Annotated in this window: 20 protein-coding genes and 2 tRNA genes; 8 read left to right on the top strand and 14 right to left on the bottom strand. The window is 70.2% G+C overall.

The features are described from left to right. The first annotated feature begins 69 nt into the window (after window positions 1–69). On the top strand, window positions 70–801 hold the full coding sequence (locus tag ACGFZF_RS09730) for a DUF5324 family protein (RefSeq protein WP_393552965.1): 732 nt from the start codon (window positions 70–72) through the stop codon (window positions 799–801). 502 nt (window positions 802–1,303) lie between these two features. Here the strand turns inward: ACGFZF_RS09730 and ACGFZF_RS09735 are convergent. From ACGFZF_RS09735 to ACGFZF_RS09745, 3 genes are all read right to left on the bottom strand, one after another. After that, the gene (locus ACGFZF_RS09735) at window positions 1,304–1,681 is read right to left on the bottom strand and encodes a DUF6344 domain-containing protein (protein ID WP_356601338.1); all 378 of its coding nucleotides are present in this window, start codon (window positions 1,679–1,681) and stop codon (window positions 1,304–1,306) included. 151 nt (window positions 1,682–1,832) lie between these two features. Beyond that, on the bottom strand, window positions 1,833–3,113 hold the full coding sequence (locus ACGFZF_RS09740) for an MFS transporter (protein ID WP_393552638.1): 1,281 nt from the start codon (window positions 3,111–3,113) through the stop codon (window positions 1,833–1,835). Window positions 3,114–3,304: 191 nt separating this feature from the next. Next, window positions 3,305–3,377 (bottom strand) — tRNA-Ala (locus ACGFZF_RS09745). Window positions 3,378–3,506: 129 nt separating this feature from the next. Between ACGFZF_RS09745 and ACGFZF_RS09750 the strand changes: the two genes are divergently transcribed. Beyond that, window positions 3,507–4,055, top strand: coding sequence for a DNA-binding protein (locus ACGFZF_RS09750; RefSeq protein ID WP_147978804.1), 549 nt, complete (start codon window positions 3,507–3,509; stop codon window positions 4,053–4,055). A gap of 66 nt (window positions 4,056–4,121) precedes the next feature. Beyond that, on the top strand, window positions 4,122–5,462 hold the full coding sequence (locus ACGFZF_RS09755) for a protein kinase (RefSeq protein ID WP_393552641.1): 1,341 nt from the start codon (window positions 4,122–4,124) through the stop codon (window positions 5,460–5,462). A gap of 57 nt (window positions 5,463–5,519) precedes the next feature. Here ACGFZF_RS09755 and ACGFZF_RS09760 read toward each other — a convergent pair whose 3' ends face one another. The 11 genes from ACGFZF_RS09760 to dnaA all read right to left on the bottom strand — a co-directional run bounded on the left by ACGFZF_RS09760 (window position 5,520) and on the right by dnaA (window position 19,970). Then, on the bottom strand, window positions 5,520–6,794 hold the full coding sequence (locus ACGFZF_RS09760) for a hypothetical protein (protein WP_393552644.1): 1,275 nt from the start codon (window positions 6,792–6,794) through the stop codon (window positions 5,520–5,522). 303 nt (window positions 6,795–7,097) lie between these two features. Next, on the bottom strand, window positions 7,098–7,232 hold the full coding sequence (locus ACGFZF_RS09765; RefSeq protein WP_003958712.1) for a DLW-39 family protein: 135 nt from the start codon (window positions 7,230–7,232) through the stop codon (window positions 7,098–7,100). A 157-nt stretch (window positions 7,233–7,389) separates the two neighbouring features. Further along, window positions 7,390–7,463: transfer RNA gene (locus ACGFZF_RS09770), tRNA-Ile, on the bottom strand. A 99-nt stretch (window positions 7,464–7,562) separates the two neighbouring features. Then, window positions 7,563–8,135, bottom strand: a complete 573-nt coding sequence (locus ACGFZF_RS09775) for a DUF3566 domain-containing protein (protein WP_356601334.1) — start codon at window positions 8,133–8,135, stop codon at window positions 7,563–7,565. A 99-nt stretch (window positions 8,136–8,234) separates the two neighbouring features. Continuing rightward, complete coding sequence (gene gyrA, locus ACGFZF_RS09780; protein WP_393552649.1) at window positions 8,235–10,823, bottom strand: DNA gyrase subunit A; 2,589 nt, start codon at window positions 10,821–10,823, stop codon at window positions 8,235–8,237. Between the two features lie 41 nt (window positions 10,824–10,864). Then, window positions 10,865–12,895 (bottom strand): DNA topoisomerase (ATP-hydrolyzing) subunit B, encoded by a 2,031-nt coding sequence (gyrB, locus tag ACGFZF_RS09785; protein ID WP_393552652.1) that lies wholly within the window; start codon window positions 12,893–12,895, stop codon window positions 10,865–10,867. A 484-nt stretch (window positions 12,896–13,379) separates the two neighbouring features. Further along, complete coding sequence (locus ACGFZF_RS09790) at window positions 13,380–13,928, bottom strand: DciA family protein (RefSeq protein WP_356601331.1); 549 nt, start codon at window positions 13,926–13,928, stop codon at window positions 13,380–13,382. Window positions 13,929–13,932: 4 nt separating this feature from the next. Next, on the bottom strand, window positions 13,933–15,054 hold the full coding sequence (recF, locus tag ACGFZF_RS09795) for a DNA replication/repair protein RecF (RefSeq protein WP_393552657.1): 1,122 nt from the start codon (window positions 15,052–15,054) through the stop codon (window positions 13,933–13,935). A gap of 56 nt (window positions 15,055–15,110) precedes the next feature. Next, a complete protein-coding gene (gene gnd / locus ACGFZF_RS09800; protein ID WP_356601329.1) occupies window positions 15,111–15,989 on the bottom strand; it encodes a phosphogluconate dehydrogenase (NAD(+)-dependent, decarboxylating) in 879 nt (292 codons plus the stop codon). A 100-nt stretch (window positions 15,990–16,089) separates the two neighbouring features. Then, window positions 16,090–17,220: a DNA polymerase III subunit beta gene (gene dnaN / locus ACGFZF_RS09805; RefSeq protein ID WP_356601328.1), complete on the bottom strand. Its 1,131-nt coding sequence runs from the start codon at window positions 17,218–17,220 to the stop codon at window positions 16,090–16,092. Between the two features lie 974 nt (window positions 17,221–18,194). Further along, window positions 18,195–19,970: a chromosomal replication initiator protein DnaA gene (gene dnaA, locus ACGFZF_RS09810; protein ID WP_393552661.1), complete on the bottom strand. Its 1,776-nt coding sequence runs from the start codon at window positions 19,968–19,970 to the stop codon at window positions 18,195–18,197. Between the two features lie 381 nt (window positions 19,971–20,351). Between dnaA and rpmH the strand changes: the two genes are divergently transcribed. The 5 genes from rpmH to ACGFZF_RS09835 are packed head-to-tail and all read left to right on the top strand — an operon-like array spanning window position 20,352 to window position 23,054. After that, a complete protein-coding gene (rpmH, locus tag ACGFZF_RS09815) occupies window positions 20,352–20,489 on the top strand; it encodes a 50S ribosomal protein L34 (RefSeq protein ID WP_015659252.1) in 138 nt (45 codons plus the stop codon). Between the two features lie 21 nt (window positions 20,490–20,510). Further along, window positions 20,511–20,882, top strand: coding sequence for a ribonuclease P protein component (gene rnpA / locus ACGFZF_RS09820; RefSeq protein ID WP_356601326.1), 372 nt, complete (start codon window positions 20,511–20,513; stop codon window positions 20,880–20,882). Then, the gene (yidD, locus tag ACGFZF_RS09825) at window positions 20,879–21,205 is read left to right on the top strand and encodes a membrane protein insertion efficiency factor YidD (RefSeq protein WP_147978793.1); all 327 of its coding nucleotides are present in this window, start codon (window positions 20,879–20,881) and stop codon (window positions 21,203–21,205) included. The genes rnpA and yidD overlap by 4 nt, the downstream gene beginning before the upstream one ends. Window positions 21,206–21,208: 3 nt before the next feature. Next, on the top strand, window positions 21,209–22,525 hold the full coding sequence (gene yidC, locus ACGFZF_RS09830; protein ID WP_393552665.1) for a membrane protein insertase YidC: 1,317 nt from the start codon (window positions 21,209–21,211) through the stop codon (window positions 22,523–22,525). Window positions 22,526–22,538: 13 nt separating this feature from the next. Then, window positions 22,539–23,054, top strand: coding sequence for a R3H domain-containing nucleic acid-binding protein (locus ACGFZF_RS09835; RefSeq protein ID WP_356601324.1), 516 nt, complete (start codon window positions 22,539–22,541; stop codon window positions 23,052–23,054). Window positions 23,055–23,057 lie beyond the last annotated feature (3 nt).

The following is a 23,057-nucleotide window of genomic DNA, read 5'->3' on the forward strand; positions in this document are numbered from 1 at the left end:
AGGGCAGGCATGATTTCGAAAAGGGTGGACAGGCGAAAAACAGACACCGCCATCGAGGAGGAGGTTCTCGTGACCCGGATGGACAGCGTGCGCGCCGCGACCGATTCGGCCAGGGAAAGCGTGCTGCACGCGGCGGATGTGGTGGCGCCCTACGCCGTCACGGCCAGGGAGCACGCCGTGCAGTACGCAGGCACGGCAAAGGACCACGCCGCGCTCTATGCGCACGAGGCACGCGTCCGACTCGCGCCGAAGGTCTCGAAGGCCGCTCAACAGGCCCGCGCCCAGGCACGTGTGCAGTACGACGCCTACGTCGCACCGCATGTACCGCCGCAGGTCGAGGACGCGGCGCAACGCGCAGCGCTCGAGACCCGCAAGGCCGCCCGTCAGGCAGCCGACTACACCGTTCCTCGTGTGGAACAGGCGGTCGCAGCGACCGGTCCCGTTCTCGATGAGGCCGGGTCACGCTCCCTCGCCGCCTGGGCCGCGCTCCGCGGTCAGGTGACGCCGAAGGAGATTCAGAAGATCGTGAGGAAGCACGAGCGTCGGGCCACGGCCGGACGCGTCGCCAAGCGGCTCGTCGTCGTCGGCCTGCTGGCCGGCTGCGCGTTCGCCGCATGGAAGTGGTGGGACAAGCAGGCCAACCCCGACTGGCTGGTCGAGCCGCCCGAGCCCACCGAGGTGGACGAGAGGACGACCCTGTCGTCCGTCGACGGCAGTGGGTCTCTCGAAGCCGAGGTGGAGGCCAAGCAGGCCGAGGCCGATGCCTCCGAGGACGAGTCGAAGGGCGACGAGCGCCGCTGACCGCGGGATCTCCCTGCGTGGGCCGCCTGGAATGCGTGAGCCGTACGGCGTGCGCGTTCCGGGTGGTTCGCGTGGGGTGAAGTCGCTGGGTGTGGGGGACGGGCCCGGCCGTTCCGGCGGGCTGAGTGGTTCCGGCGGGCTGAGTGGGCTGTGGGTTCCGGGTGCGGTGCGGGTTCCGGGTGGACCGCGTCTGCCGCGGGTACGGCGGATTCAGCGGGACGCGCGGGGACCCGGGTGACCCGCACGGACTGCCGGACGGACTCGGGCTGCACGGCCTGTCCGAGCCGCACCGTCTGCCTGGGCCGCAACGGCTGCCCGGGCTGCTTGTGCTTCGAACACCGCACGGACCGCGTGGACGGTGTGAACTGCGGGGACCGTGTGGACTCCGGTGACTGCGGGGATCGGAACGACGGCTCCCTGCGTCCCGGTGGACGGCCGGTCGGTCGGGCCGGACGGGCGGACGCCGGTGACGACGTGCACGGGACCGGCGGAAGCGGCGGCGTCACGCCGCGGAGGCGAGGGCCACGCCCGACAGCTCGGACTGCTCGGCGGCGTCGGTGTCGATCGAGGAGTCGGTGCGCAGGTGGCGTACGGAGGGCGAGGACCCGTGTGCCTCGGCGCCGATGCGCTGCTTGATCGTCGGCGGCAGCGAGCGGTCGCGGACCGGGTTCCACTGGTTCGCCCGCTGTTCCGGCACGGCGGCGGCGAGGGCGCGCGTCTCGGTGGTGTGGACGGTGGCGCCGGTGGCCGGCTCCTCCGGCTGCTGGACGGCGGGTGCCTGCGCGGCGGTGGCGGTGCTCGCCAGGCCGACGGAGGCGAGCAGGGCGAAGAGTACGGAGATGAAGGCGGTCCAGAACTGCTTGACCTTGGCGGTGGCCATGGCCCCTCGCTTTCTCTTGCGGGACGTTCTCGGATGGTTCATTTCGAGTTGCGCGCTTTACATACCTTTCTCATGATGTGTACGCGGTCCCGGAATGCCCGGAGCGACGCCGCTGCCGCGCAGTTCTTCCGATGAACACCACCCGTCCGGCTCAGCGGCTGCCGGCGAGCTCGCCGCCGGAGGCCGACGCGGGCGGCGCGGTCACGGGCCCGGCGGGCCGCCCGGCCGGCGGCCGGGAACGCTCCGCCCAGCGCACGGCGGGCGCCGTCGCCGCCGCGGCCACGAGGAAGACTCCGCCGAACACGAACCATCCGGGGACGCCCCAGGTCACGAGGAACGTGGTCACCAGCAGCGGGCCGAGCGTGCGGGCGAGCGGGACCCCGGTGCCGTAGAAGCCCTGGTACTGGCCGATCCGGTCGGCCGGGGCGAGCGCCAGTCCGATCTGCCAGGCCCCGGCGGAGTGCCGCATCTCGGCGGCGACCTGGAGCGCGGCGCCGAGGACGAGGACGGCGACCGTCGTCCACGTGCCGAGGCCGGCCGCGGTCACGGCGAAGACCGCGCACGAGGCGAGCATGACGATCCCCGAGACGCGCACCGCCCGGGTGGCCTCCGGCAGGCCGGTCACCGCGCGGGCCGTGCGGACCTGGAAGAGCGTCACGGCCCCGGTGTTGAGGACGAACAGCGCCGACACGGTCCAGCCCGGCGCCGAGGTGCGCTGCACGATCCACAGAGGCAGGGCGAGGCTGAGCAGCGGCAGGCGCAGGAGCAGCAGGGCGTTGAGGAGCGTGAGCAGCGCGTACGGGCGGTCGCGGAGCACCGCCAGTCGCGGTTCGCCGGCGGCCGTGGCGGGGGTGCCGGGCACGGCCGGCAGGCGCAGGAGCACCAGGGCGCAGACCAGGAAGCCGACCGTGTCCAGGGCGAAGACGGCGAGGTAGGCGCCGCGCGTGCCGGCGTGCAGGGCGAGTCCGCCGAGCCCGGCGCCGACGGCGAGTCCCGCGTTGAGGGTGGACTGCAGGCGCGCCAGCACCTCGGTGCGGGCCGCCGGCTCGACCAGTCCGGCGAGCAGGGCCTGCCGGGCGGCGGCGAGCCCGCTCTGGGCGGCGGCGTAGACCGTGGCCGCGATCAGGAAGGGCACGAAGGCGCGGATGGCGAGGAACGAGCCGACGGCGGTGGCCGTGGTCAGGGCGAGCAGCACCGCGGTCGTACGGGGTCCGCGCCGGTCGGCGAGGTGTCCGAGCGGTACGCCGACGAGCGAGCCGACGGCCCAGGCCAGGGTGAGGCCGATGCCGATCTGGGCGGTGGAGAGGCCGACGATCCGGGTGAAGTAGAGCGCCGAGGAGACGTAGAAGGCGCCGTCGCCGATCGCGTTGCTCAGCTGGGCGACGAGGAGGGCGCGGGGAGCCCGGGGGGCGGGGAGGGACGGTTTCGCCATGGACACGACGCTAGGAGCGGGTGGCCCGGCCGGGGTGGTCCATTGGGGGGCCCGGAAAGCGGGCCACTTGCCGCGTCCGAGGCGGCCCCGGACCCCGTAGGTCTTCGGGACGGTACCGGACGAGTGGCCCATCTCTACCGAAAGAGGCCCTCCGAACTGCGAGAACGCAGGTCGGAGGGCCTCTCTTCCGGTGGAGCCTAGGGGAGTCGAACCCCTGACATCTGCCATGCAAAGACAGCGCTCTACCAACTGAGCTAAGGCCCCGGAACGAGAACAGAGTACCGGGTCACCCCCGGTATCCCGCAAAAACATTGGGACTCCCGGTGGGCGACCACGCTCCGTAAGATGCTGATCGAGGTTCGCAGTGGCGAACCGCAGGGATGGGGAGAAGTAATGGATGCAGCGCAGCAGGAAGCCACGGCAAGAGCCCGCGAGCTTCAGCGCAGTTGGTACGGAGAGCCGCTGGGGGCGCTCTTCCGTCGGCTGATCGACGATCTCGGGCTGAACCAGGCCAGGCTGGCGGCCGTGCTCGGACTGTCCGCACCCATGCTCTCCCAGCTGATGAGCGGCCAGCGGGCCAAGATCGGCAACCCGGCCGTCGTGCAGCGCGTCCAGGCCCTGCAGGAACTCGCGAGCCAGGTCGCCGACGGCAGCGTGAGCGCTGCCGAGGCCACCGACCGGATGGACGAGATCAAGAAGTCCCAGGGGGGTTCCGTCCTGACCGGCACGAGCCAGACGACGACCAGCTCGGGCGCGCCGACCGTGCGCCGGGTGGTGCGCGAGATCCAGTCGCTGCTGCGGTCGGTGTCGGCCGCGGGCGACATCATCGATGCGGCCGACTCCCTCGCCCCGGCCCACCCGGAGCTGGCAGAGTTCCTCCGGGTGTACGGCGCCGGGCGCACCGCCGACGCGGTCGCCCACTACGAGTCGCACCAGAACTGACGCAGAGCCGCCGGCAGGGCCCCTCGGCCCGGCCGGCACGGCACGACGGGGAGCGGGCGCAGCGCGATGGGTGAGGTTTTCGCTGGTCGGTACGAACTGATCGACCCGATCGGGCGGGGTGGTGTCGGAGCGGTCTGGCGTGCCTGGGACCAGAGACGCCGGCGGTACGTGGCGGCGAAGGTCCTCCAGCAGAGCGACGCCCACACCCTGCTGCGCTTCGTGCGCGAGCAGGCGCTCAGGATCGACCACCCGCACGTCCTCGCCCCGGCCAGCTGGGCCGCGGACGACGACAAGGTGCTGTTCACCATGGATCTGGTGGCCGGCGGCTCCCTGGCGCACGTCATCGGGGACTACGGCCCGCTGCCGCCCCGCTTCGTCTGCACCCTGCTGGACCAGCTGCTGTCCGGTCTGGCGGCGGTGCACGCCGAGGGGGTCGTGCACCGTGACATCAAGCCGGCGAACATCCTGCTCGACGTCACCGGGACCGGGCGGCCGCACCTGCGGCTGTCCGACTTCGGGATCTCGATGCGCAAGGGCGAGCCCCGGCTGACCGAGACCAACTACGTGGTGGGGACGCCCGGTTACTTCGCGCCCGAGCAGATGATGGGCGCCGAGCCGGACTTCCCGGCCGACCTGTTCGCGGTCGGCCTGGTCGCGCTCTACCTGCTCCAGGGCCAGAAGCCCGACTCGCGGGCCCTGATCGAGTACTTCATGGCCCACGGCACCCCGGGCGCCCCCGAGGGCATTCCGGAGCCGCTGTGGCAGGTGCTCGCCGGGCTGCTGCAGCCCGACCCGCAGGCCCGCTTCCGGACGGCCACGGGGGCGCGCAAGGCGCTCTCCTCCGCCGTCGAGCTGCTGGCCGATCCGGGCGCCGACGACGAGCCCGTCGAGGTCTTCGACCAGATCGGCCCGCTGCCGCCCGGCTTCGGCCCGAACGGCCCCGAGGCGGCGCCCGCCCCCGCGGCACGGCAGACGGCGCAGGACGCCCCCGCCGAGCCGCGGACGCCGTCCGCGCCGCCGCGGCCCGAGGAGCCGTCGCGGCAGCCGCTGCCCGGCCCCTCGGAGACGGGCAGCTTCCATCTGCCGCCTCCGCCCCGCCAGGCCGTCCCCCCGCAGCCGGCGGCCCCGGCGCCGCACCCGGTCCCGGCGCACACGGCCTCCCCCCGTCCCGCCGCCGCGCCGGACTTCGCCCAGGCCCCCACGGCCGCGGTCGCGTACCCGCAGGCCGCCACCCACCAGTACACGGCTCAGGCCGCCCAGGTCCCCGGCCCCTTCGCGCCCCAGGTCCCGGTGCCGGCCGCGGCGCCGGCACGGCGGCCGGGACCGCCCCCGAAGGTGGCGGTCCCGGTGCTGTTCCTCGCGCTGGTCTGCTTCGCCGTCGGCATCTGGGCGCTCACCCAGTCCTGACGGTTCACCGCCGTCCGGTGTCGCACGGGATCGCGCGGGACCGGGAAGCGGCCGTCGTCAGGCCGCCCGCCGCCGGGCCACGATGGTCCACGCCCCGAGCGCGAGCACGAGCACGGTGCCGGCGCCGATCCCGGCCACCGCGATCAGCCGCATCGAGCCGCTCCTGGCCGCCTGCGGCCCGCTCTGGCCGCTGGCGGCCGCGTCCCGGTCGTCGTCGGTGATCCGGAAGGGTCCGGCGTCCCCGTCGTAGGCGGGTCCGGCCTTCGCCGTCCCGGTCACGCTCACCCGGAGGGACAGCTGCACGGGCTTGTCGCCGTACGCCTTGGCGACCTCGGGGCTGAGCGTCGCCGACAGGTAGTACCAGCCGGCGAACCGCAGGGCGCTCGTCCCGTCGTCGGAGGAGTGGCGGTTCTCGAAGGACACCGGCCGCTGCGGGTCCAGCGCCAGCGTCGCCGGATCGCCGTCGTAGCTGACGGTGCCCTGGTCGACGTGGCCGCGGGCCGGGTTGTCGAGCGAGAGCACGAGCGCGTTGCCGATGTAGTCGTCGCCGCTCACGCTGCTGCCCAGCTCGGCGGTGGCGAAGATCTGCTGCCCCCAGTCGACCGGGACCCGGTAGAACAGCGTCTGGCCGGGCTTGATGTCGGCGCGCCACTCCCCCTGCCGCAGCGAGGTGGCGTCCTGGAACCCGGCGCCGCCCTGCCGCTTCTGCGGGCCGCCCGCGGGCGGCGGGGGAGTCGAGGAGGGCCAGTTCTCCGGCAGCGCCGTGGGCCCGGTCTGCTTCACGCCCGGCTCGGACAGGTGGCGGATCTCCAGGTCCCAGTCCTCGGTCGTGGACACGGACTTGGAGGTCCGCTCGACCAGCACGTAGTAGGCGCCGGCCTGCTGGCAGGTGGAACTGCCGGCCTCGATCGTGCGATGGGCGTACGCGGTGAGGGGGCGCGTGAACCCGGCGGAGCCGAACGACACGTCCTGGTAGCCGCACTGGGAGTTCGACCCGTCCTGGAGGCTGACCTTGATGCCGTCGCCGTACTCCGCCTTCCGGCCCGGCTTGGGCACGGCCACGACGGAGACGTAGGCGTTCTCCTTCGCGTCGAGGTCGACGCGGTAGTAGAGCTTGCCGTCCCTCTTGATGGTGTCGCGGTAGGTCGACCCCGCCTTCAGCGGCTGGGCGTCCAGGCTCGTGAGGGCGCCCCGGACGCGCTGCGCGCCGCCGTCGAAGGCGTACGGGTCGTCGCCGGCCGCCCACGCCGTTCCGGGCAGCGCCGCGCCCGTCGTGATCACGGCCGCGATCAGGGCCCCGACCGTCCGCTTCCGCCCCCGTTGCGTCTCCACGCGCCTTCTCCTCGTGTCCGTAGCCGTTCCGCCCGCCTCCGAGCCCCGTACGGCCCCCGCGACCGCCGGGTCGCTCGCCCCGTACGGCCGGGCGCCGGTCTATCCTGCCCCGGCCGTCCCGGCGCTGTCTGCGCGCGGTGACGTTTCGCCCCGCCCGGGCGGCGGCCGTCCCCGGCATCTTTGCCGCTGCAAGCACGGCATTCCCGCACGTGAATCCGGAAGGCGTCGGTCACGGCCCGGAAAAAAGCGTGAGGCCCCGGCCGCTTCACGCGGCCGGGGCCTCACCCACGAACAGTCTGCGACTCACACACCCGAACCTGCGGGCACGGAGTCGGTCGCCTCCGTCCACAGATCCTGCTCGGCGCGATCCGCCTGGATCTGGCGGTACACGAGGAGCCCGCCGATGGCGGCCAGTGCGACCAGGAGAAGCTTCTTCACCGCGCGACCTCGTCCTTCATTGACGTAGGGGACTTCTGACGCCCACTCTACACACCGACCGATACCGATCGGTGACCTGCCCGGACGTCGTTCCCCGTACCGGCCACGCACAAGAGATCGGCCCGGACGGATAATCCGTCCGGGCCGATCTTCACTGTGGGGCTAACAGGATTTGAACCTGTGGCCTCATCCTTATCAGGGATGCGCTCTAACCAACTGAGCTATAGCCCCGCCGCGCTCTGCGGTGTGTGTCCCGCGCGCTGACTTCTGAAGATTAGCGCACGTGGGGGCCAGTCCCAAAATCGGTTCCTCCGGCCCCCCGCCGCGTCGCTACTCGTCCTCCGCCAGCGTGAGCTCCACGCCGCCCACGAAGCCGGCCGACAGGTTGTAGATGAACGCGCCCAGCGTCGCCAGCGCGGTCATCAGCACCACGTCGATCACGGCGATCACCGAGGTGAACATGAGCACCCGCGGCAGCGACAGGAACGACTGCAGGTCGAAGCCGTTCGACTCGTTCGAACCGGTCGCCTCGCTGATGGTGCCGCCGACGGTCGAGAAGACGCCCATGGCGTCCATGACCATCCACAGCACCGACGCCGCCACGACCGTGCAGACGCCCAGCGCGATGGAGAGCAGGAAGCTCACCTTCATCACCGACCACGGGTCGGCCTTGGCCACCCGCAGCCGCGCCTTGCGCGTCCGGGGCGTGGTGCGCGCCCCGGTCCGCGGCCGGCGCACCGCCCCGGTGTTCTGCCCCCCGCCGGTCGCGCCCGGCGCCTGAGCACCGTACGCCTGCGGCGGGTGGTACGGCCCTGCCGCCGGCTGCTGCGCTCCCGCGCGGTCGCCGGGCAGCGGCCCGTTGTAGGTCTCGTACGAGGGATTGGACCCTCGAGTGTCCGTCACCGCAACCCCCTGGGAGTCCGTGGCAGACCCACGGGCACCGTTCGCTCCAGGAGAAGCTCCGGCAGCGGCCGATCCGGCGCCCGTGGCTCCACTCACGCTCTACTCCTCGTGCTCCCCGGCCGAGGGCTGGGTGCCCTCGGCTGCCTCGACACCCTCGGCGTCGTCGGCACCGTCGACCTCGTCGGCCTCGCTGCCCGCCTCGGCGTTCCGCGCGATGCCGACGACGGCATCCCGCTTGCCCAGGTTGATCAGCTGGACGCCCATGGTGTCACGGCCGGTCTCCCTGACTTCGTTGACTCGCGTGCGGATCACACCACCGGACAGCGTGATGGCGAGGATCTCGTCCGTCTCCTCGACCACCAGCGCGCCCACGAGCGAACCGCGGTCCTCCACGATCTTGGCGGCCTTGATACCGAGGCCACCGCGACCCTGGACGCGGTACTCGTCGACGGGGGTGCGCTTGGCGTACCCGCCGTCGGTGGCGGTGAAGACGAACGTACCCGGCCGGACGACATTCATCGAGAGCAGCTCGTCGCCCTCGCGGAAACTCATCCCCTTCACCCCGGATGTCGCGCGTCCCATCGGGCGCAGCGCGTCGTCCGTGGCGGTGAAGCGGATGGACTGCGCCTTCTTGCTGATGAGCAGCAGATCGTCCTCGGCGGAGACCAGCTCGGCGCCGATCAGCTCGTCGTCGGCGCCCTCGTCCGTCTCACGGAGGTTGATCGCGATGACACCGCCCGAGCGCGGCGAGTCGTAGTCCTTCAGCGCAGTCTTCTTCACCAGACCGGCCTTGGTGGCGAGCACCAGGTAAGGCGCGGCCTCGTAGTCGCGGATCGCCAGGATCTCGGCGATCTGCTCGTCCGGCTGGAAGGCCAGCAGGTTGGCCACGTGCTGGCCGCGGGCGTCCCGGCCGGCGTCCGGCAGCTCGTAGGCCTTGGCCCGGTAGACCCGGCCCTTGTTCGTGAAGAACAGCAGCCAGTGGTGGGTCGTGGAGACGAAGAAGTGGTCGACGATGTCGTCCTGCTTCAGCTTCGTGCCCCGCACGCCCTTGCCGCCGCGCTTCTGCGAGCGGTAGTCCTCGGTCTTCGTCCGCTTCACGTAGCCGCCACGCGTGATGGTGACGACGATGTCCTCCTCGGCGATCAGGTCCTCGATGGACATGTCACCGTCGAAGGGCACCAGCTTGGAGCGGCGGTCGTCGCCGAACTTGTCGACGATCAGCGCCAGCTCCTCGCTGACGATGGTGCGCTGACGCTCCTCCGAGGCGAGGATCGCGTTGTACTCGTTGATCTTCGCCTGGAGCTCGTCGTGCTCGGCGACGATCTTCTGGCGCTCCAGGGCGGCCAGGCGGCGCAGCTGCATCTCGAGGATGGCGTTGGCCTGGATCTCGTCGATCTCCAGGAGGCCCATCAGGCCCTCGCGCGCGACCTCGACGGTGTCGCTGCGCCGGATGAGGGCGATGACCTCGTCGATCGCGTCCAGCGCCTTGAGCAGGCCCCGCAGGATGTGGGCGCGCTCCTCGGCCTTGCGCAGCCGGAAGCGGGTCCGCCGGACGATGACCTCGATCTGGTGCGTCACCCAGTGACGGATGAACGCGTCCAGCGAGAGCGTGCGCGGCACGCCGTCGACGAGCGCCAGCATGTTCGCGCCGAAGTTCGTCTGCAGGTCGGTGTGCTTGTACAGGTTGTTCAGGACGACCTTGGCCACGGCGTCGCGCTTGAGCACGATCACCAGGCGCTGGCCGGTGCGGGACGAGGTCTCGTCGCGGACGTCCGCGATGCCCCCGACCTTGCCGTCCTTCACCAGGTCCGCGATCTTCTGCGCGAGGTTGTCCGGGTTGACCTGGTACGGAAGCTCCGTGACCACCAGGCACTGGCGGTTCTGGATCTCCTCGACCTCGACCACCGCGCGCATCGTGATCGAGCCGCGGCCCGTGCGGTAGGCCTCCTCGATGCCCTTGCGGCCCACGACCAGCGCGCCGGTCGGGAAGTCGGGGCCCTTGATGCGCTCGATGAGCGCGTCGAGGAGCTCCTCGTGGGTGGCCTCGGGGTGCTCCAGCGCCCACTGGGCACCGGACGCGACCTCGCGGAGGTTGTGCGGCGGGATGTTGGTCGCCATGCCGACCGCGATCCCGGCCGAACCGTTGACCAGCAGGTTCGGGAAGCGCGCCGGCAGGACCGTCGGCTCCTGGTTCCGGCCGTCGTAGTTGTCCGTGAAGTCGACGGTCTCCTCGTCGATGTCCCGGAGCATCTCCATGGACAGCGGCGCCATCTTGCACTCGGTGTAGCGCATGGCGGCGGCCGGGTCGTTGCCCGGGGAGCCGAAGTTTCCGTTGGAGTCGACCAGCGGCATCCGCATCGACCACGGCTGCGCCAGGCGGACCAGCGCGTCGTAGATCGAGGAGTCGCCGTGCGGGTGGTACGTGCCCATGACGTCACCGACGACGCGGGCGCACTTGTAGAAGCCCTTCTCGGGCCGGTAGCCGCCGTCGTACATCGCGTACAGCACGCGGCGGTGGACCGGCTTCAGGCCGTCCCGTACGTCGGGCAGGGCGCGGGACACGATGACGGACATCGCGTAGTCGAGGTAGGAGCGCTGCATCTCCGTCTCGAGCCCGACGGGCTCGATCCGCATCTGCTGGCCTTCTGCCTCGGTGTCTTCGGTGGTCGGAGTGTTCTCGTCGGCCATTGCTGGTCGTCAGTCCTTTCGTACGGTCAGCTGAGACCGACTCAGATGTCGAGGAAGCGAACGTCCTTGGCGTTGCGCTGGATGAAGGAGCGCCGGGCCTCGACGTCCTCGCCCATCAGCACCGAGAACAGGTCGTCCGCCTGCGCGGCGTCGTCCAGGGTCACCTGGCCGAGGACACGGTGGTCCACGTCCATCGTGGTGACGCGCAGCTCCTCGGCGTTCATCTCGCCCAGACCCTTGAAGCGCTGGATCGAGTCTTCCCTGATCCGCTTGCCGTTCTGCTTGCCCAGCTCGACCAGGGCGTCGCGCTCGCGGTCCGAGTACGCGTACTCGAAGTCGTCCCGGCCCCACTTGATCTTGTAGAGCGGCGGACGGGAGAGGTAGACGTGCCCGGCCTCGACCAGCGGCCGCATGAAGCGGAACAGGAAGGTCAGGAGCAGCGTGTTGATGTGCTGACCGTCGACGTCGGCGTCCGCCATCAGGATGATCTTGTGATAGCGGAGCTTCTCGATGTCGAAGTCCTCGTGCACACCGGTGCCGAAGGCGGAGATCAGCGCCTGGACCTCGGTGTTCTGCAGGATCTTGTCGATCCGGGCCTTCTCGACGTTCAGGATCTTGCCGCGGATCGGCAGGATGGCCTGGTACATCGGGTTGCGGCCGGACTTGGCCGAGCCACCGGCGGAGTCACCCTCGACGATGAAGATCTCGCACTTGGTGGGGTCGTTCGACTGGCAGTCGGACAGCTTGCCCGGCAGGGACGCCGACTCCAGGAGACCCTTGCGCCGGGTCAGGTCACGGGCCTTGCGGGCGGCCACGCGCGCGGTGGCGGCGGTGATGCCCTTGCGGATGATGTCCGCGGCCTCGTTGGGGTTGCGGTCGAACCAGTCCGTGAGGTGCTCGTGGACCACCTTCTGGACGAAGGTCTTCGCCTCGGTGTTGCCGAGCTTGGTCTTCGTCTGGCCCTCGAACTGCGGCTCACCGAGCTTGATCGAGATGATCGCGGTGAGACCCTCGCGGATGTCGTCGCCGGTGAGGTTGTCGTCCTTCTCGCGGAGCAGCTTCTTGTCGCGCGCGTACTTGTTGACGAGCGTCGTCAGAGCGGCGCGGAAGCCCTCCTCGTGGGTACCGCCCTCGTGGGTGTGGATCGTGTTCGCGAACGAGTACACACCCTCGGAGTACGAGGAGTTCCACTGCATCGCGATCTCGACCGAGAGCTGGCGCTCCTTGTCCTCGGCCTCGATGTCGATGACGGTGGGGTTGATCAGCTCGCCCTTGCGCGAGTTGAGGTACTTCACGAAGTCGACGATGCCGCCCTCGTAGTGGTACTTCACCGTGCGCGCGGCGGGCTCGTCGGCCGCCTCGGCGTCCGGGTCGTCGGCGCCGACCGTGGCCTTGGCGGACTCCCGCTCGTCGGTGAGCGTGATCGTCAGGCCCTTGTTGAGGAAGGCCATCTCCTGGAAGCGGCGCGAGAGCGTCTCGAAGGAGTACTCGGTCGTCTCGAAGATGTCCGGGTCGGACCAGAACGTGACCGAGGTGCCGGTCTCCTCGGTCGCCTCGTGCTTCGCGAGGGCCGCGGTCGGGGCGCCCATCTTGTAGTCCTGCGTCCAGCGGTGTCCGTCGGTCCTCACCTCGACGGCGACCTTCGTGGACAGGGCGTTCACGACGGAGACGCCGACGCCGTGCAGGCCGCCGGAGACCGCGTAGCCGCCGCCGCCGAACTTGCCGCCGGCGTGCAGCACGGTCAGCACGACCTCGACGGCCGGCTTGCCCTCGGACGGGACGATGCCCACCGGGATGCCACGGCCGTTGTCGACGACACGCACACCCCCGTCGGCCAGGATCGTCACGTCGATGGTGTCCGCGTGCCCGGCCAGGGCCTCGTCGACGGAGTTGTCGACGACCTCCTGCACCATGTGGTGAAGACCGCGCTCACCGGTCGAGCCGATGTACATGCCGGGGCGCTTGCGCACCGCATCCAGACCCTCGAGTACCTGGATGTTGCTGGCGGTGTACTGGTTGTTCTCGTTGGGGTTGCCGGAATCGGCCACGAAGCGCCCTTTCTGGCACAGCACAGGCCGTTCTCCGGGCATACGGGAGCGGCTGCGTCGTTCGACATGTTCCGCAGGGTGGCGGGATTATCTACCAGTCTACCGGTAGCGCTGACACTGATGGGGGTTTGCCGGTACCTGAGTCCGCATGTGCCGCCCTGAGCGGGAGCGCCCCGACTCCCCATATTCGGGACGGGCCTCCAAACGCCTCTGACGGCCACCCAGCGCTTCGGGTCGTAGCGCGCAGTGGGCGACCCCTTCCCCGGACCGGAAGCACCCTCCGGACCACGGTTCCCGGACGCTTCGCACAGCCGTGTGAACGACCGGACGCGGGTGTGCGGCACCGCGCACCGACACCGTCCACAGGCGGGCGCCGCCTGTGGAGAAGGGGCGCGTGGGCACCGGGCGACGGTGGGAACCCGCCCCCGGCGAAGGTGCCCGCCCGGACACCCCTGGAGGGTGTCGTCGACGTAGCGCTGCGAGCCAGGCGGGACTGTGAAGACAGGCCCTAGCCGTAGGTGTCGCCGGGCCCGACCGAACCGGGCGCGCGCAGCGGCCCGTAGTCCCGCCGCGGAGCTCCCGGACCCAGCACCTTGATCACCCGGACCGTGCCGTGCCCGAGGTCCTCGTTCAGCCGTGCCACCAGCCTCGGAGCGAGCAACCGCAGCTGCGTCGCCCATGCCGTCGAGTCGCACTGCACCGTGAGCACCCGGGCGTCCGGGTCCTCGTCGTACTTCAGCGGCACGCAGTGCTTCGCCAGGTCGTCGCCCACGATCTGGGGCCAGCGGCCCATGACGCCGCCCACCGCCGCCGGGGTCTCCCAGCCGCGCTCGGTGATGAGCCGGTTGATCGCCGAGCCCAGCGCCATCGGGTCGCGCCCGTCGGCACCCGAGCCGGAGCGCAGCCCGCCGCCCCGCCGGGCCTGCTTCTTCTGCTGGGCGGCCGCGCCCCGCGCCTTCGCCTGTTCCTTGGCGGCCCGCAGCGCGACCCGGGCGAGGTCGACCCCGGTGGGCTCGGGGGTCTTCGGGGCTCCGCTCGGGCCCTCGGTCTCGCTCACGACCTCACAGCCTCTCCACCGAACCTCCCGCGACCTCGTACCGGATCCCCGCGAGGACTCCCGGAACGTCGTCGTCCACCGCCGCCGTCACCAGCACCTGCTCGCCCGGAGCCACCAGTTCCGCGAGCCGCTCGCGTCGCCGGGCGTCCAGCTCCGCGAAGACGTCGTCGAGGACGAGCACCGGCTCGTTGCCCTCCGCGCGCAGCAGGTCGTACGAGGCCAGCCGCAGCGCGAGCGCGTACGACCAGGACTCCCCGTGGCTCGCGTACCCCTTGGCCGGCAGGTCGCCGAGCTTGAGCAGCAGTTCGTCCCGGTGCGGACCGACCAGCGTCACGCCCCGCTCGATCTCCTGCTTGCGCACCTCCGCGAGCGCGGCGAGCACCTGCTCGTAGAGCTCCTCCCGGGTGTGCCCGGCACCCGGCGCGGACGGCCGGTACTCCAGCAGAATCGGTCCGCCGCCCGGGGCGAGCTGGTCGTACGCCTTGTCGGCGAGCGGCTGCAGCACGGCTATCAGGTCCAGCCGCTGGGCGAGCAGCTCGGCCCCCGCCCGGGCCAGGTGCTGGTCCCAGACGTCGAGGGTGGACAGGTCCATGCCGCGGCCGCCGTGCCGGCGGGCCATCGCGGCGGACTTCAGCAGCGTGTTGCGCTGCTTGAGCACCCGCTCGTAGTCGGCGCGCACACCGGCCATGCGCGGCGCGCGTGCCGTGATCAGCTCGTCCAGGAAGCGCCGGCGCTCGCCCGGATCGCCCTTGACCAGCGCGAGGTCCTCCGGCGCGAACAGCACGGTCCGCACGATGCCCAGTACGTCACGGGGCCTGACCTGGGAGGACCGGTTGATCCGGGCGCGGTTGGCCCGCCCCGGGTTGAGCTCGAGCTCGACCAGCTGGGAGCGCTCGCCCTGGGTGACCGCGGCACGGATGATCGCCCGGTCCGCCCCCATGCGGACCAGCGGGGCGTCCGAGGCGACCCGGTGGCTGCCGAGGGTGGCGAGATAGCCCACGGCCTCGACCAGATTGGTCTTGCCCTGCCCGTTGGCACCCACGAAAGCGGTGACGCCCGGATCGAGCGGGACCTCGACCCGGGCGTAGGAGCGGAAGTCGGCCAGCGACAGATGCGTGACGTGCATGGTGTGCGCCGGCCTTCCCCCGACTGCCGTGCACCGGAGGGTGCACAGCCTGTGGACTACTTCTTGGACTCGACCGCGTGGCCGCCGAACTGGTTGCGCAGCGCGGCGATCATCTTCATCTGCGGGGAGTCGTCCTGCCGGGACGCGAAGCGCGCGAACAGCGAAGCGGTGATCGCGGGCAGCGGCACGGCGTTGTCGATGGCGGCCTCGACGGTCCACCGGCCCTCGCCGGAGTCCTGCGCGAAACCGCGGAGCTGGTCCAGGTGCTCGTCCTCGTCCAGGGCGTTGACCGCCAGGTCGAGCAGCCACGAACGGATGACGGTGCCCTCCTGCCAGGAGCGGAAGACCTCGCGCACGTCGGTGACGGAGTCGACCTTCTCCAGCAGCTCCCAGCCCTCGGCGTACGCCTGCATCATCGCGTACTCGATGCCGTTGTGGACCATCTTGGCGAAGTGGCCGGCGCCGACCTTGCCGGCGTGGACGGAACCGAACTCGCCCTCCGGCTTGAGCGCGTCGAAGATCGGCTGGACCTTCGCCACGTTCTCGGCGTCGCCGCCGTACATCAGCGCGTAGCCGTTCTCCAGGCCCCACACGCCGCCGGAGACTCCGCAGTCGACGAAGCCGATGCCCTTGGCGGCGAGCTCCTCGGCGTGCTTCTCGTCGTCGGTCCAGCGGGAGTTCCCGCCGTCCACCACGATGTCGCCGGGGGAGAGCAGCTCGGACAGCTCGTCGACCGTGGACTGGGTCGCGGCACCGGCCGGGACCATCACCCACACGACGCGCGGTCCCTTGAGCTTGCCCACAAGCTCTTCCAGGCTGTGGACATCCGCGAGGTCCGGGTTGCGGTCGTATCCGATGACGGTGTGGCCTGCGCGGCGGATGCGCTCACGCATGTTGCCGCCCATCTTGCCGAGACCGACGAGACCGAGCTCCATCAGAGATTCCTTAAGCGTCGTGTGCGGTTCGTACCCGTGCCCGAGCCTACGCCCGGACACGGGTGCACACCTGTGGGGTCGGCCGCTCAGTCGACGGGTGTCAGCCCGACAGACGCACCGGCATGATCAGGTACTTGTACGCCTCGTCCGCCTCGGCATCCAGGGCCGGCTTGCCGCTCAGCAGCGCGGGCTTCGTGGACGTCGTGAAGGAGAGCTGGGCGACCGGGGAGTCGATCGCGCTGAGACCGTCCAGCAGGAACGTCGGGTTGAAGGCGATCGAGATGTCGTCGCCCTCCAGCACCGCGTCCACACGCTCCACAGCCTGTGCGTCGTCGCTGGAGCCGGCCTCCAGGATCAGCACGCCCTGCTCGAAGCTCAGGCGGACCGGGGTGTTGCGCTCGGCCACCAGGGCCACACGCTTGACGGCCTCGACGAACGGGGCGGTCTCGATCACCGCGACCGAGTTGAACTCGGTGGGGAAGAGCGTGCGGTACTTCGGCAGGTCGCCCTCGAGCAGGCGGGTGGTGGTGCGGCGGCCGGCGCCCTCGAAGCCGATCAGGCCCTCGCCCTTGCCGGAGCCGGAGAGCGCCAGGGTGACGGTGTCGCCGCTGGTGAGCGCCTTGGCGGTGTCCAGCAGGGTCTTCGCGGGCACCAGGGCGACCGCGGAGGCGTCGGGGGACTCCGGCTTCCACAGGAACTCACGGACCGCGAAGCGGTAGCGGTCGGTGGAGGCCAGGGTGACCGTGTCGCCCTCGATCTCGATGCGCACACCGGTCAGGACGGGCAGGGTGTCGTCGCGGCCGGCCGCGATGGCGACCTGCGCGGCGGCGGAGGCGAAGACCTCACCGGGGACGGTGCCGGTCGCGGTGGGCATCTCGGGCAGCGCCGGGTACTCCTCCACCGGCAGGGTGTGGAGGGTGAAGCGGGAGGAGCCGCAGACCACGGTCGCCCGTACACCGTCTGTGGAGATCTCCACCGGGCGGTTGGGGAGGGCGCGGCAGATGTCGGCGAGCAGGCGGCCGGAGACGAGGACGGTGCCGTCCTCCTCGACCTCCGCCTCGACGGAGACGCGGGCCGAGACCTCGTAGTCGAAGCTCGAGAAGCTCAGGGCGCCGTCCTCGGCCTTCAGCAGAAGGCCAGCGAGCACCGGCGCCGGCGGACGGGCCGGAAGGCTGCGGGCCACCCAGGCCACCGCCTCCGCGAGTACATCGCGCTCCACCCGGATCTTCACCGGAACCGCCTCCTGCTGTTGCTGGCTCTTCGTCGACTGCGGGAACCAGTCTGACGTACGCCGCCGACACTCGGTGCGGCTCGGGGTCAAGTCGCGACAAGAGGTCGCCGAAGCCCCGGCGTCGAGTTGTGCACAGGTCCCACTTCGAAGCGGATTCCTAGCTAACTCTAAGTGGGAGTAGTAGTAGGGGCTGTGGAAACCGTGGATAACCCCGTTTTCGCAGGTCAGCACCCATTTTTTGTCCACCGCGCCTGTGGGTGGAGCCCGTGGACAACCAGGCGGTTCTGTGGACACCCGAAAGTTCTGCACACCCGGTACACAGGGCGGCCTGACTTCTCCCCAACGCTGTCCCCAGCTTTACCCGCGTTCCCCACAGGCCAACCGTCCCCCTTGGTGTGACCGCTTTCACTCGACGCAGTGAGAGCGGCGGTTTCGTTGCCGAACAGTGGACAGCGGTGTGGAGAAGCTGTGGGCAACCGAGAGCCGCCTGTGGGTTGCCAGTGGACAACCGAAAGACGCCCCTGTGGACGAAAGATTCATCCACAGGGTGTGGATCAAGGTTGCCAACAAATCCACACCCTCCTGACCTGGGCTGATGGGATGCCCTCTGCCCAGCCTGTGGACATGATCCGGATAACTCGGCAGTCCCCACCCTGTGGACGGAAGATCATCCCCCAATCTGTGGAGAACACGCCACCCGCCCCGTGGATTCGAACAGCCTGGTCCGTTCACAGGGCTGTGCACCGTCGCCGCGGGCGTCCGGAGAGGGCGCTCGGGGGCGCCCCGGAGGCGTCGCGAGGGTCCGCGGGGGCGTCGGGAGAACTCCGCGTGGGCACGCGGCGGACGTTCCCCAGGGCATCCGACGCACTCAGGGGGAAGGCTCCGGCAGGACACGCGGAGCGGCTCCGGGAACGCGTGAAGGGCGCCCGGGACATGTTCCCGGGCGCCCTTCACCGATCTGTCCGCCGGCCGGCTCAGCCGTTCTTGATGCGGTTGGTGAGCTCGGTGACCTGGTTGTAGATGGAGCGCCGCTCGGCCATCAGCGCGCGGATCTTGCGGTCGGCGTGCATCACCGTGGTGTGGTCGCGGCCGCCGAACTGCGCGCCGATCTTCGGCAGCGACAGGTCGGTGAGCTCCCGGCACAGGTACATCGCGATCTGGCGTGCCGTCACCAGCACCCGGCTGCGCGAGGACCCGCAGAGGTCCTCCACCGTCAGGCCGAAGTAGTCGGCGGTCGCCGCCATGATCGCGCCGGCCGTGATCTCCGGGGCCGAGTCCTCGCCGCCCGGGATCAGGTCCTTGAGGACGATCTCGGTCAGCCCCAGGTCCACCGGCTGCCGGTTGAGGCTCGCGAAGGCCGTCACCCGGATCAGCGCGCCCTCCAGCTCACGGATGTTCCGCGAGATCCGGGAGGCGATGAACTCCAGTACCTCCGGCGGGGCGTTGAGCTGCTCCTGCACCGCCTTCTTGCGGAGGATCGCGATCCGCGTCTCCAGCTCCGGCGGCTGCACGTCGGTGGTCAGGCCCCACTCGAAGCGGTTGCGGAGCCGGTCCTCCAGCGTCACCAGCTGCTTGGGCGGCCGGTCCGAGGAGAGCACGATCTGCTTGTTCGCGTTGTGGAGCGTGTTGAAGGTGTGGAAGAACTCCTCCTGCGTCGACTCCTTGCTCGCGAGGAACTGGATGTCGTCGACGAGCAGGATGTCCACGTCGCGGTAGCGCTTGCGGAAGGTGTCGCCCTTGCCGTCGCGGATCGAGTTGATGAACTCGTTGGTGAACTCCTCCGAGCTCACGTACCGCACGCGGGTGCCCGGGTAGAGGCTGCGCGCGTAGTGGCCGATCGCGTGCAGCAGGTGCGTCTTGCCGAGGCCCGACTCCCCGTAGATGAAGAGGGGGTTGTAGGCCTTCGCCGGCGCCTCGGCCACCGCGACGGCGGCGGCGTGCGCGAAGCGGTTCGACGAGCCGATGACGAAGGTGTCGAAGAGGTACTTGGGGTTCAGGCGGGCGTGCTGCTCACCCGGGGCACCCGGCGCGGAGCCCTGCCCCGAGGAGTGGCCGGGACCGCCGACGGGACCCGACGCCGGACCGCCCGGGCGCGAGCCCGGTCCGGTCCCGTGGCCGGCACCCGGGCCCTGCGGCTCGGGGCGCTCCGGCCGCTGCGGCTGCTGGTAGGCCGACGGACGCTCGTCGTAGCGCGGCGGCTGGGGCTGCTGCGGGCGCGGACCGGTGTACGGGTCGCGCTCCTGGAAACCGCCGAGCCGCGGCTGCTGCCAGGAGAGGTCCTCCTGGGTGCGCGGCCAGGAGCCCGGGTCGGGACGCGGCTGCTGGTAGTCCGGGTAGGCCGGGCGTGCGGTCGGCAGCCCGTCGTCCTGCATCGGGCGGTGACCGTAGCCGTCGTACTTCTCGTACGTGTCGGCGGGCGGCCGCTCGTCGTAGCGGGGCTGCTGCTGGACCGGCGGCGCGGGCGGGGTCGGCTCGCCGACCGAGTCGTCGACGGTGATCGCGATCCGGATGGGGCGGCCGCACTCGCGGCTCAGGGTCTCGCTGATCAGCGGGGCCAGCCGGCCTTCGAGGACGCGCTTGCCCCACTCGTTCGGGACGGCGAGGAGCGCGGTGTCGGCCACCAGTGCGAGAGGCTGGCAGCGCTCGATCCACTGCTTGTCCTTGGACTCGATGCCTTGTTGGCCTTCTCCGAGGAGGTGCTCGAGCACGCGTGGCCACACTGCGGCAAGATCGGCAGGTACGTCAGCCACGGGGCACGCTTCCTCGCAGGTCCCACGAATGTGTGGTTCTCGGGACGGCAGGTCGAAGTCCGTTAGGACAGGAAAGGACAGAACGGAAAAAGATTCAGGAGTCCAGCCACGGTAGTCGGGGCGGCTGACGTGGTTCAAGTTGTTGTCCACAGCCTGTGCACAATGGACCCCGGTGACCGGTCGGTTTGACCGGATGGCGTAGCCGCGCGTACCGTAACCAGGTCGAGTTGTCGATGGCTGCTGCCGCCTGCCTCCGATGGGCAAAGATCACGGTCTGTGATCGTGAAGCGGTGCACTCGGGCGTATTGCGAGCTTCTCGTGGGCGCACGGTGACAGCCAGGCGATGTCCCGCCACCACCGAATCATTTCTGGAGCCCCCGAGTGAGCAAGCGCACCTTCCAGCCGAACAACCGTCGTCGCGCCAAGACCCACGGCTTCCGCCTGCGGATGCGTACGCGTGCCGGTCGCGCCATCCTGGCGAACCGTCGCGCCAAGGGTCGCGCGAGCCTGTCCGCCTGATCTTCTTAAACAGGTCATGACGTGCTGCCTACCGAGAATCGGCTGAGGCGGCGCGAGGACTTCGCAACCGCGGTACGTCGAGGACGCCGGGCCGGTCGCCCACTCCTCGTCGTCCACCTACGCAGCGGTGCAACGGACCCGCACGCGCCTGGGGAGAGCGCTTCCCCGACGCGTGCGGGTTTCGTCGTGAGCAAGGCCGTGGGCGGCGCCGTCGTACGCAACCAGGTGAAGCGACGTCTGCGCCATCTCGTCCGCGATCGGCTCTCCGAGCTGCCCCCCGGTAGCCTGGTGGTCGTACGGGCGTTGCCCGGAGCCGGCGACGCCGATCACGCACAGCTGGCCCGAGACCTGGACGCCGCTCTCGAGCGGCTCCTGGGAGGGGGCGCGCGATGAAGTACCCGCTGCTGGCTCTCATCAAGCTGTACCAGTGGACGATCAGCCCGCTCCTCGGGCCCGTCTGCCGGTACTACCCGTCGTGTTCCCACTACGGATTCACGGCCATCGACCGGCATGGCGCGATCAAGGGCACAGCCCTGACCGCCTGGCGCATCCTGCGGTGCAACCCGTGGTCGCCCGGCGGCGTGGACCATGTCCCCGCACGCAAGCGTCCGCGCTGGCACGAAATGCTGCGGAACGCACTGCGCGGCGACACGGGCGGGTCCACCGCCGAGACGAGCCCGGCCGCAGAGACCTCGCCCAATGCTCAAGGAGCCTGATTAGTGGACACGATTGCCAATTTTTTCAGCTTCATCACCACACCTGTCTCATGGGTGATCGTCCAGTTCCACAAGCTGTACGGGGCGATCTTCGGCCCTGACACGGGCTGGGCCTGGGGCCTGTCGATCGTGTCCCTCGTGGTGCTGATCCGTATCTGTCTGATCCCGCTGTTCGTCAAGCAGATCAAGTCGACCCGGAACATGCAGGCGCTCCAGCCGAAGATGAAGGCGATCCAGGAGCGCTACAAGAGCGACAAGCAGCGTCAGTCCGAAGAGATGATGAAGCTGTACAAGGAGACGGGCACCAACCCGCTCTCCTCGTGCCTGCCCATCCTGGCGCAGTCCCCCTTCTTCTTCGCGCTGTACGCGGTGCTCTCCCACATCGCCGAGGGCAAGACGATCGGTGTCATCGACCAGCCGCTGCTGGAGAGCGCCCGCCAGGCGCACATCTTCGGTGCCCCGCTGGCCGCCACCTTCACCGACAGCGCCGCCGAGGTCGCCGCACTCGACGCCTCGCTGACCTCGGTCCGCATCGTCACCGCGGTCATGATCATCATGATGTCGGCCTCGCAGTTCTTCACGCAGCGCCAGCTGATGATGAAGAACGTCGACCTCTCGGTGAAGACGCCGTACATGCAGCAGCAGAAGATGCTCATGTACATCTTCCCGCTGATCTTCGCCGTCATGGGCATCAACTTCCCCGTCGGTGTTCTCGTCTACTGGCTGACCACGAACGTGTGGACCATGGGCCAGCAGATGTACGTGATCAACCAGAACCCGACCCCGGGCAGCAAGGCGCAGGACGCCTACCTCCAGCGCCTGCTGAAGAGCGTCACCGCGCACGACGAGGTCCGCGGCCGTCGCCGCAAGAACATCGTCAAGGTCGTCGTCGCCAAGGGCGCCGAGCGCAACGACAACGAGCGCCGCTTCTTCGCGGGCCTGGCCAAGGCCGGCTACGCCGCCCAGGCCGACGGCACCGTGATCAAGAGCGACACGATCGCGGCCGAGGCCGAGGGTGCCGGCGCGGCCAAGCGTCAGCAGCCGAAGCGCCAGACCAAGGCGAAGCGCCAGGCCGGCGGTGCCCACCCGGCCCCGGCGAAGGGCGGCGAGGAGAAGGACGAGTCCACCTCCGCGGAGCCCACCACCTCGCTGGAGAAGAAGCCCCGCGACGAGGCCGAGGACGCCAAGGACACGGCGAAGAACGCCTCGGGCGATCAGTCCGTGCGTCCCAGCCGTGCCAACTCCGGGGCCTCCCGCCAGGCCAAGTCCGGTCAGCGCAAGGGCCAGCAGCGGCCCAAGCACCCCTCTTCCAAGAAGTAGAAGGAGTCCATCCGTGACGGAAGGCACCACCACCGCCGCCGCCGCAGAGGGTGGCGACACCCTGACCCGCCTGGAGCAGGAGGGCGAGATCGCGGCCGACTACCTCGAGGGTCTGCTCGACATCGCCGATCTCGACGGCGACATCGACATGGACGTCGAGGCGGACCGGGCCGCGGTCTCCATCGTCAGCGACTCGAGCAGCCGCGACCTGCAGAAGCTTGTGGGGCGCGACGGCGAGGTGCTGGAGGCGCTGCAGGAGCTGACCCGGCTGGCCGTGCTCCGGGAGACCGGTGACCGCAGCCGCCTCATGCTCGACATCAGCGGGTTCCGCGCCAAGAAGCGGGCCGAGCTCGCAGAGATCGGTGCCAAGGCCGCGTCCGAGGTGAAGTCCACCGGTGCCCCGGTGAAGCTGGACCCGATGACGCCGTTCGAGCGCAAGGTCGTGCACGACGCGGTCGCCGCCGCCGGTCTGCGCAGCGAGTCCGAGGGCGAGGAGCCGCAGCGCTTCGTCGTCGTTCTCCCTGCCTGACCT

The sequence above is a fragment of the Streptomyces sp. NPDC048338 genome (assembly GCF_043201055.1).
Classification (GTDB): Bacteria; Actinomycetota; Actinomycetes; order Streptomycetales; family Streptomycetaceae; genus Streptomyces.

Excerpts from the sequence above, each read along its gene's own strand:
- ACGFZF_RS09735 (WP_356601338.1), bottom strand. The coding sequence starts at position 1,681 with ATGGCCACCGCCAAGGTCAAGCAGTTCTGGACCGCCTTCATCTCCGTA.
- ACGFZF_RS09740 (WP_393552638.1), bottom strand. The coding sequence starts at position 3,113 with ATGGCGAAACCGTCCCTCCCCGCCCCCCGGGCTCCCCGCGCCCTCCTC.
- ACGFZF_RS09750 (WP_147978804.1), top strand. The coding sequence starts at position 3,507 with ATGGATGCAGCGCAGCAGGAAGCCACGGCAAGAGCCCGCGAGCTTCAG.
- ACGFZF_RS09755 (WP_393552641.1), top strand. The coding sequence starts at position 4,122 with ATGGGTGAGGTTTTCGCTGGTCGGTACGAACTGATCGACCCGATCGGG.
- gyrA (WP_393552649.1), bottom strand. The coding sequence starts at position 10,823 with ATGGCCGACGAGAACACTCCGACCACCGAAGACACCGAGGCAGAAGGC.
- recF (WP_393552657.1), bottom strand. The coding sequence starts at position 15,054 with ATGCACGTCACGCATCTGTCGCTGGCCGACTTCCGCTCCTACGCCCGG.
- gnd (WP_356601329.1), bottom strand. The coding sequence starts at position 15,989 with ATGGAGCTCGGTCTCGTCGGTCTCGGCAAGATGGGCGGCAACATGCGT.
- yidD (WP_147978793.1), top strand. The coding sequence starts at position 20,879 with ATGAAGTACCCGCTGCTGGCTCTCATCAAGCTGTACCAGTGGACGATC.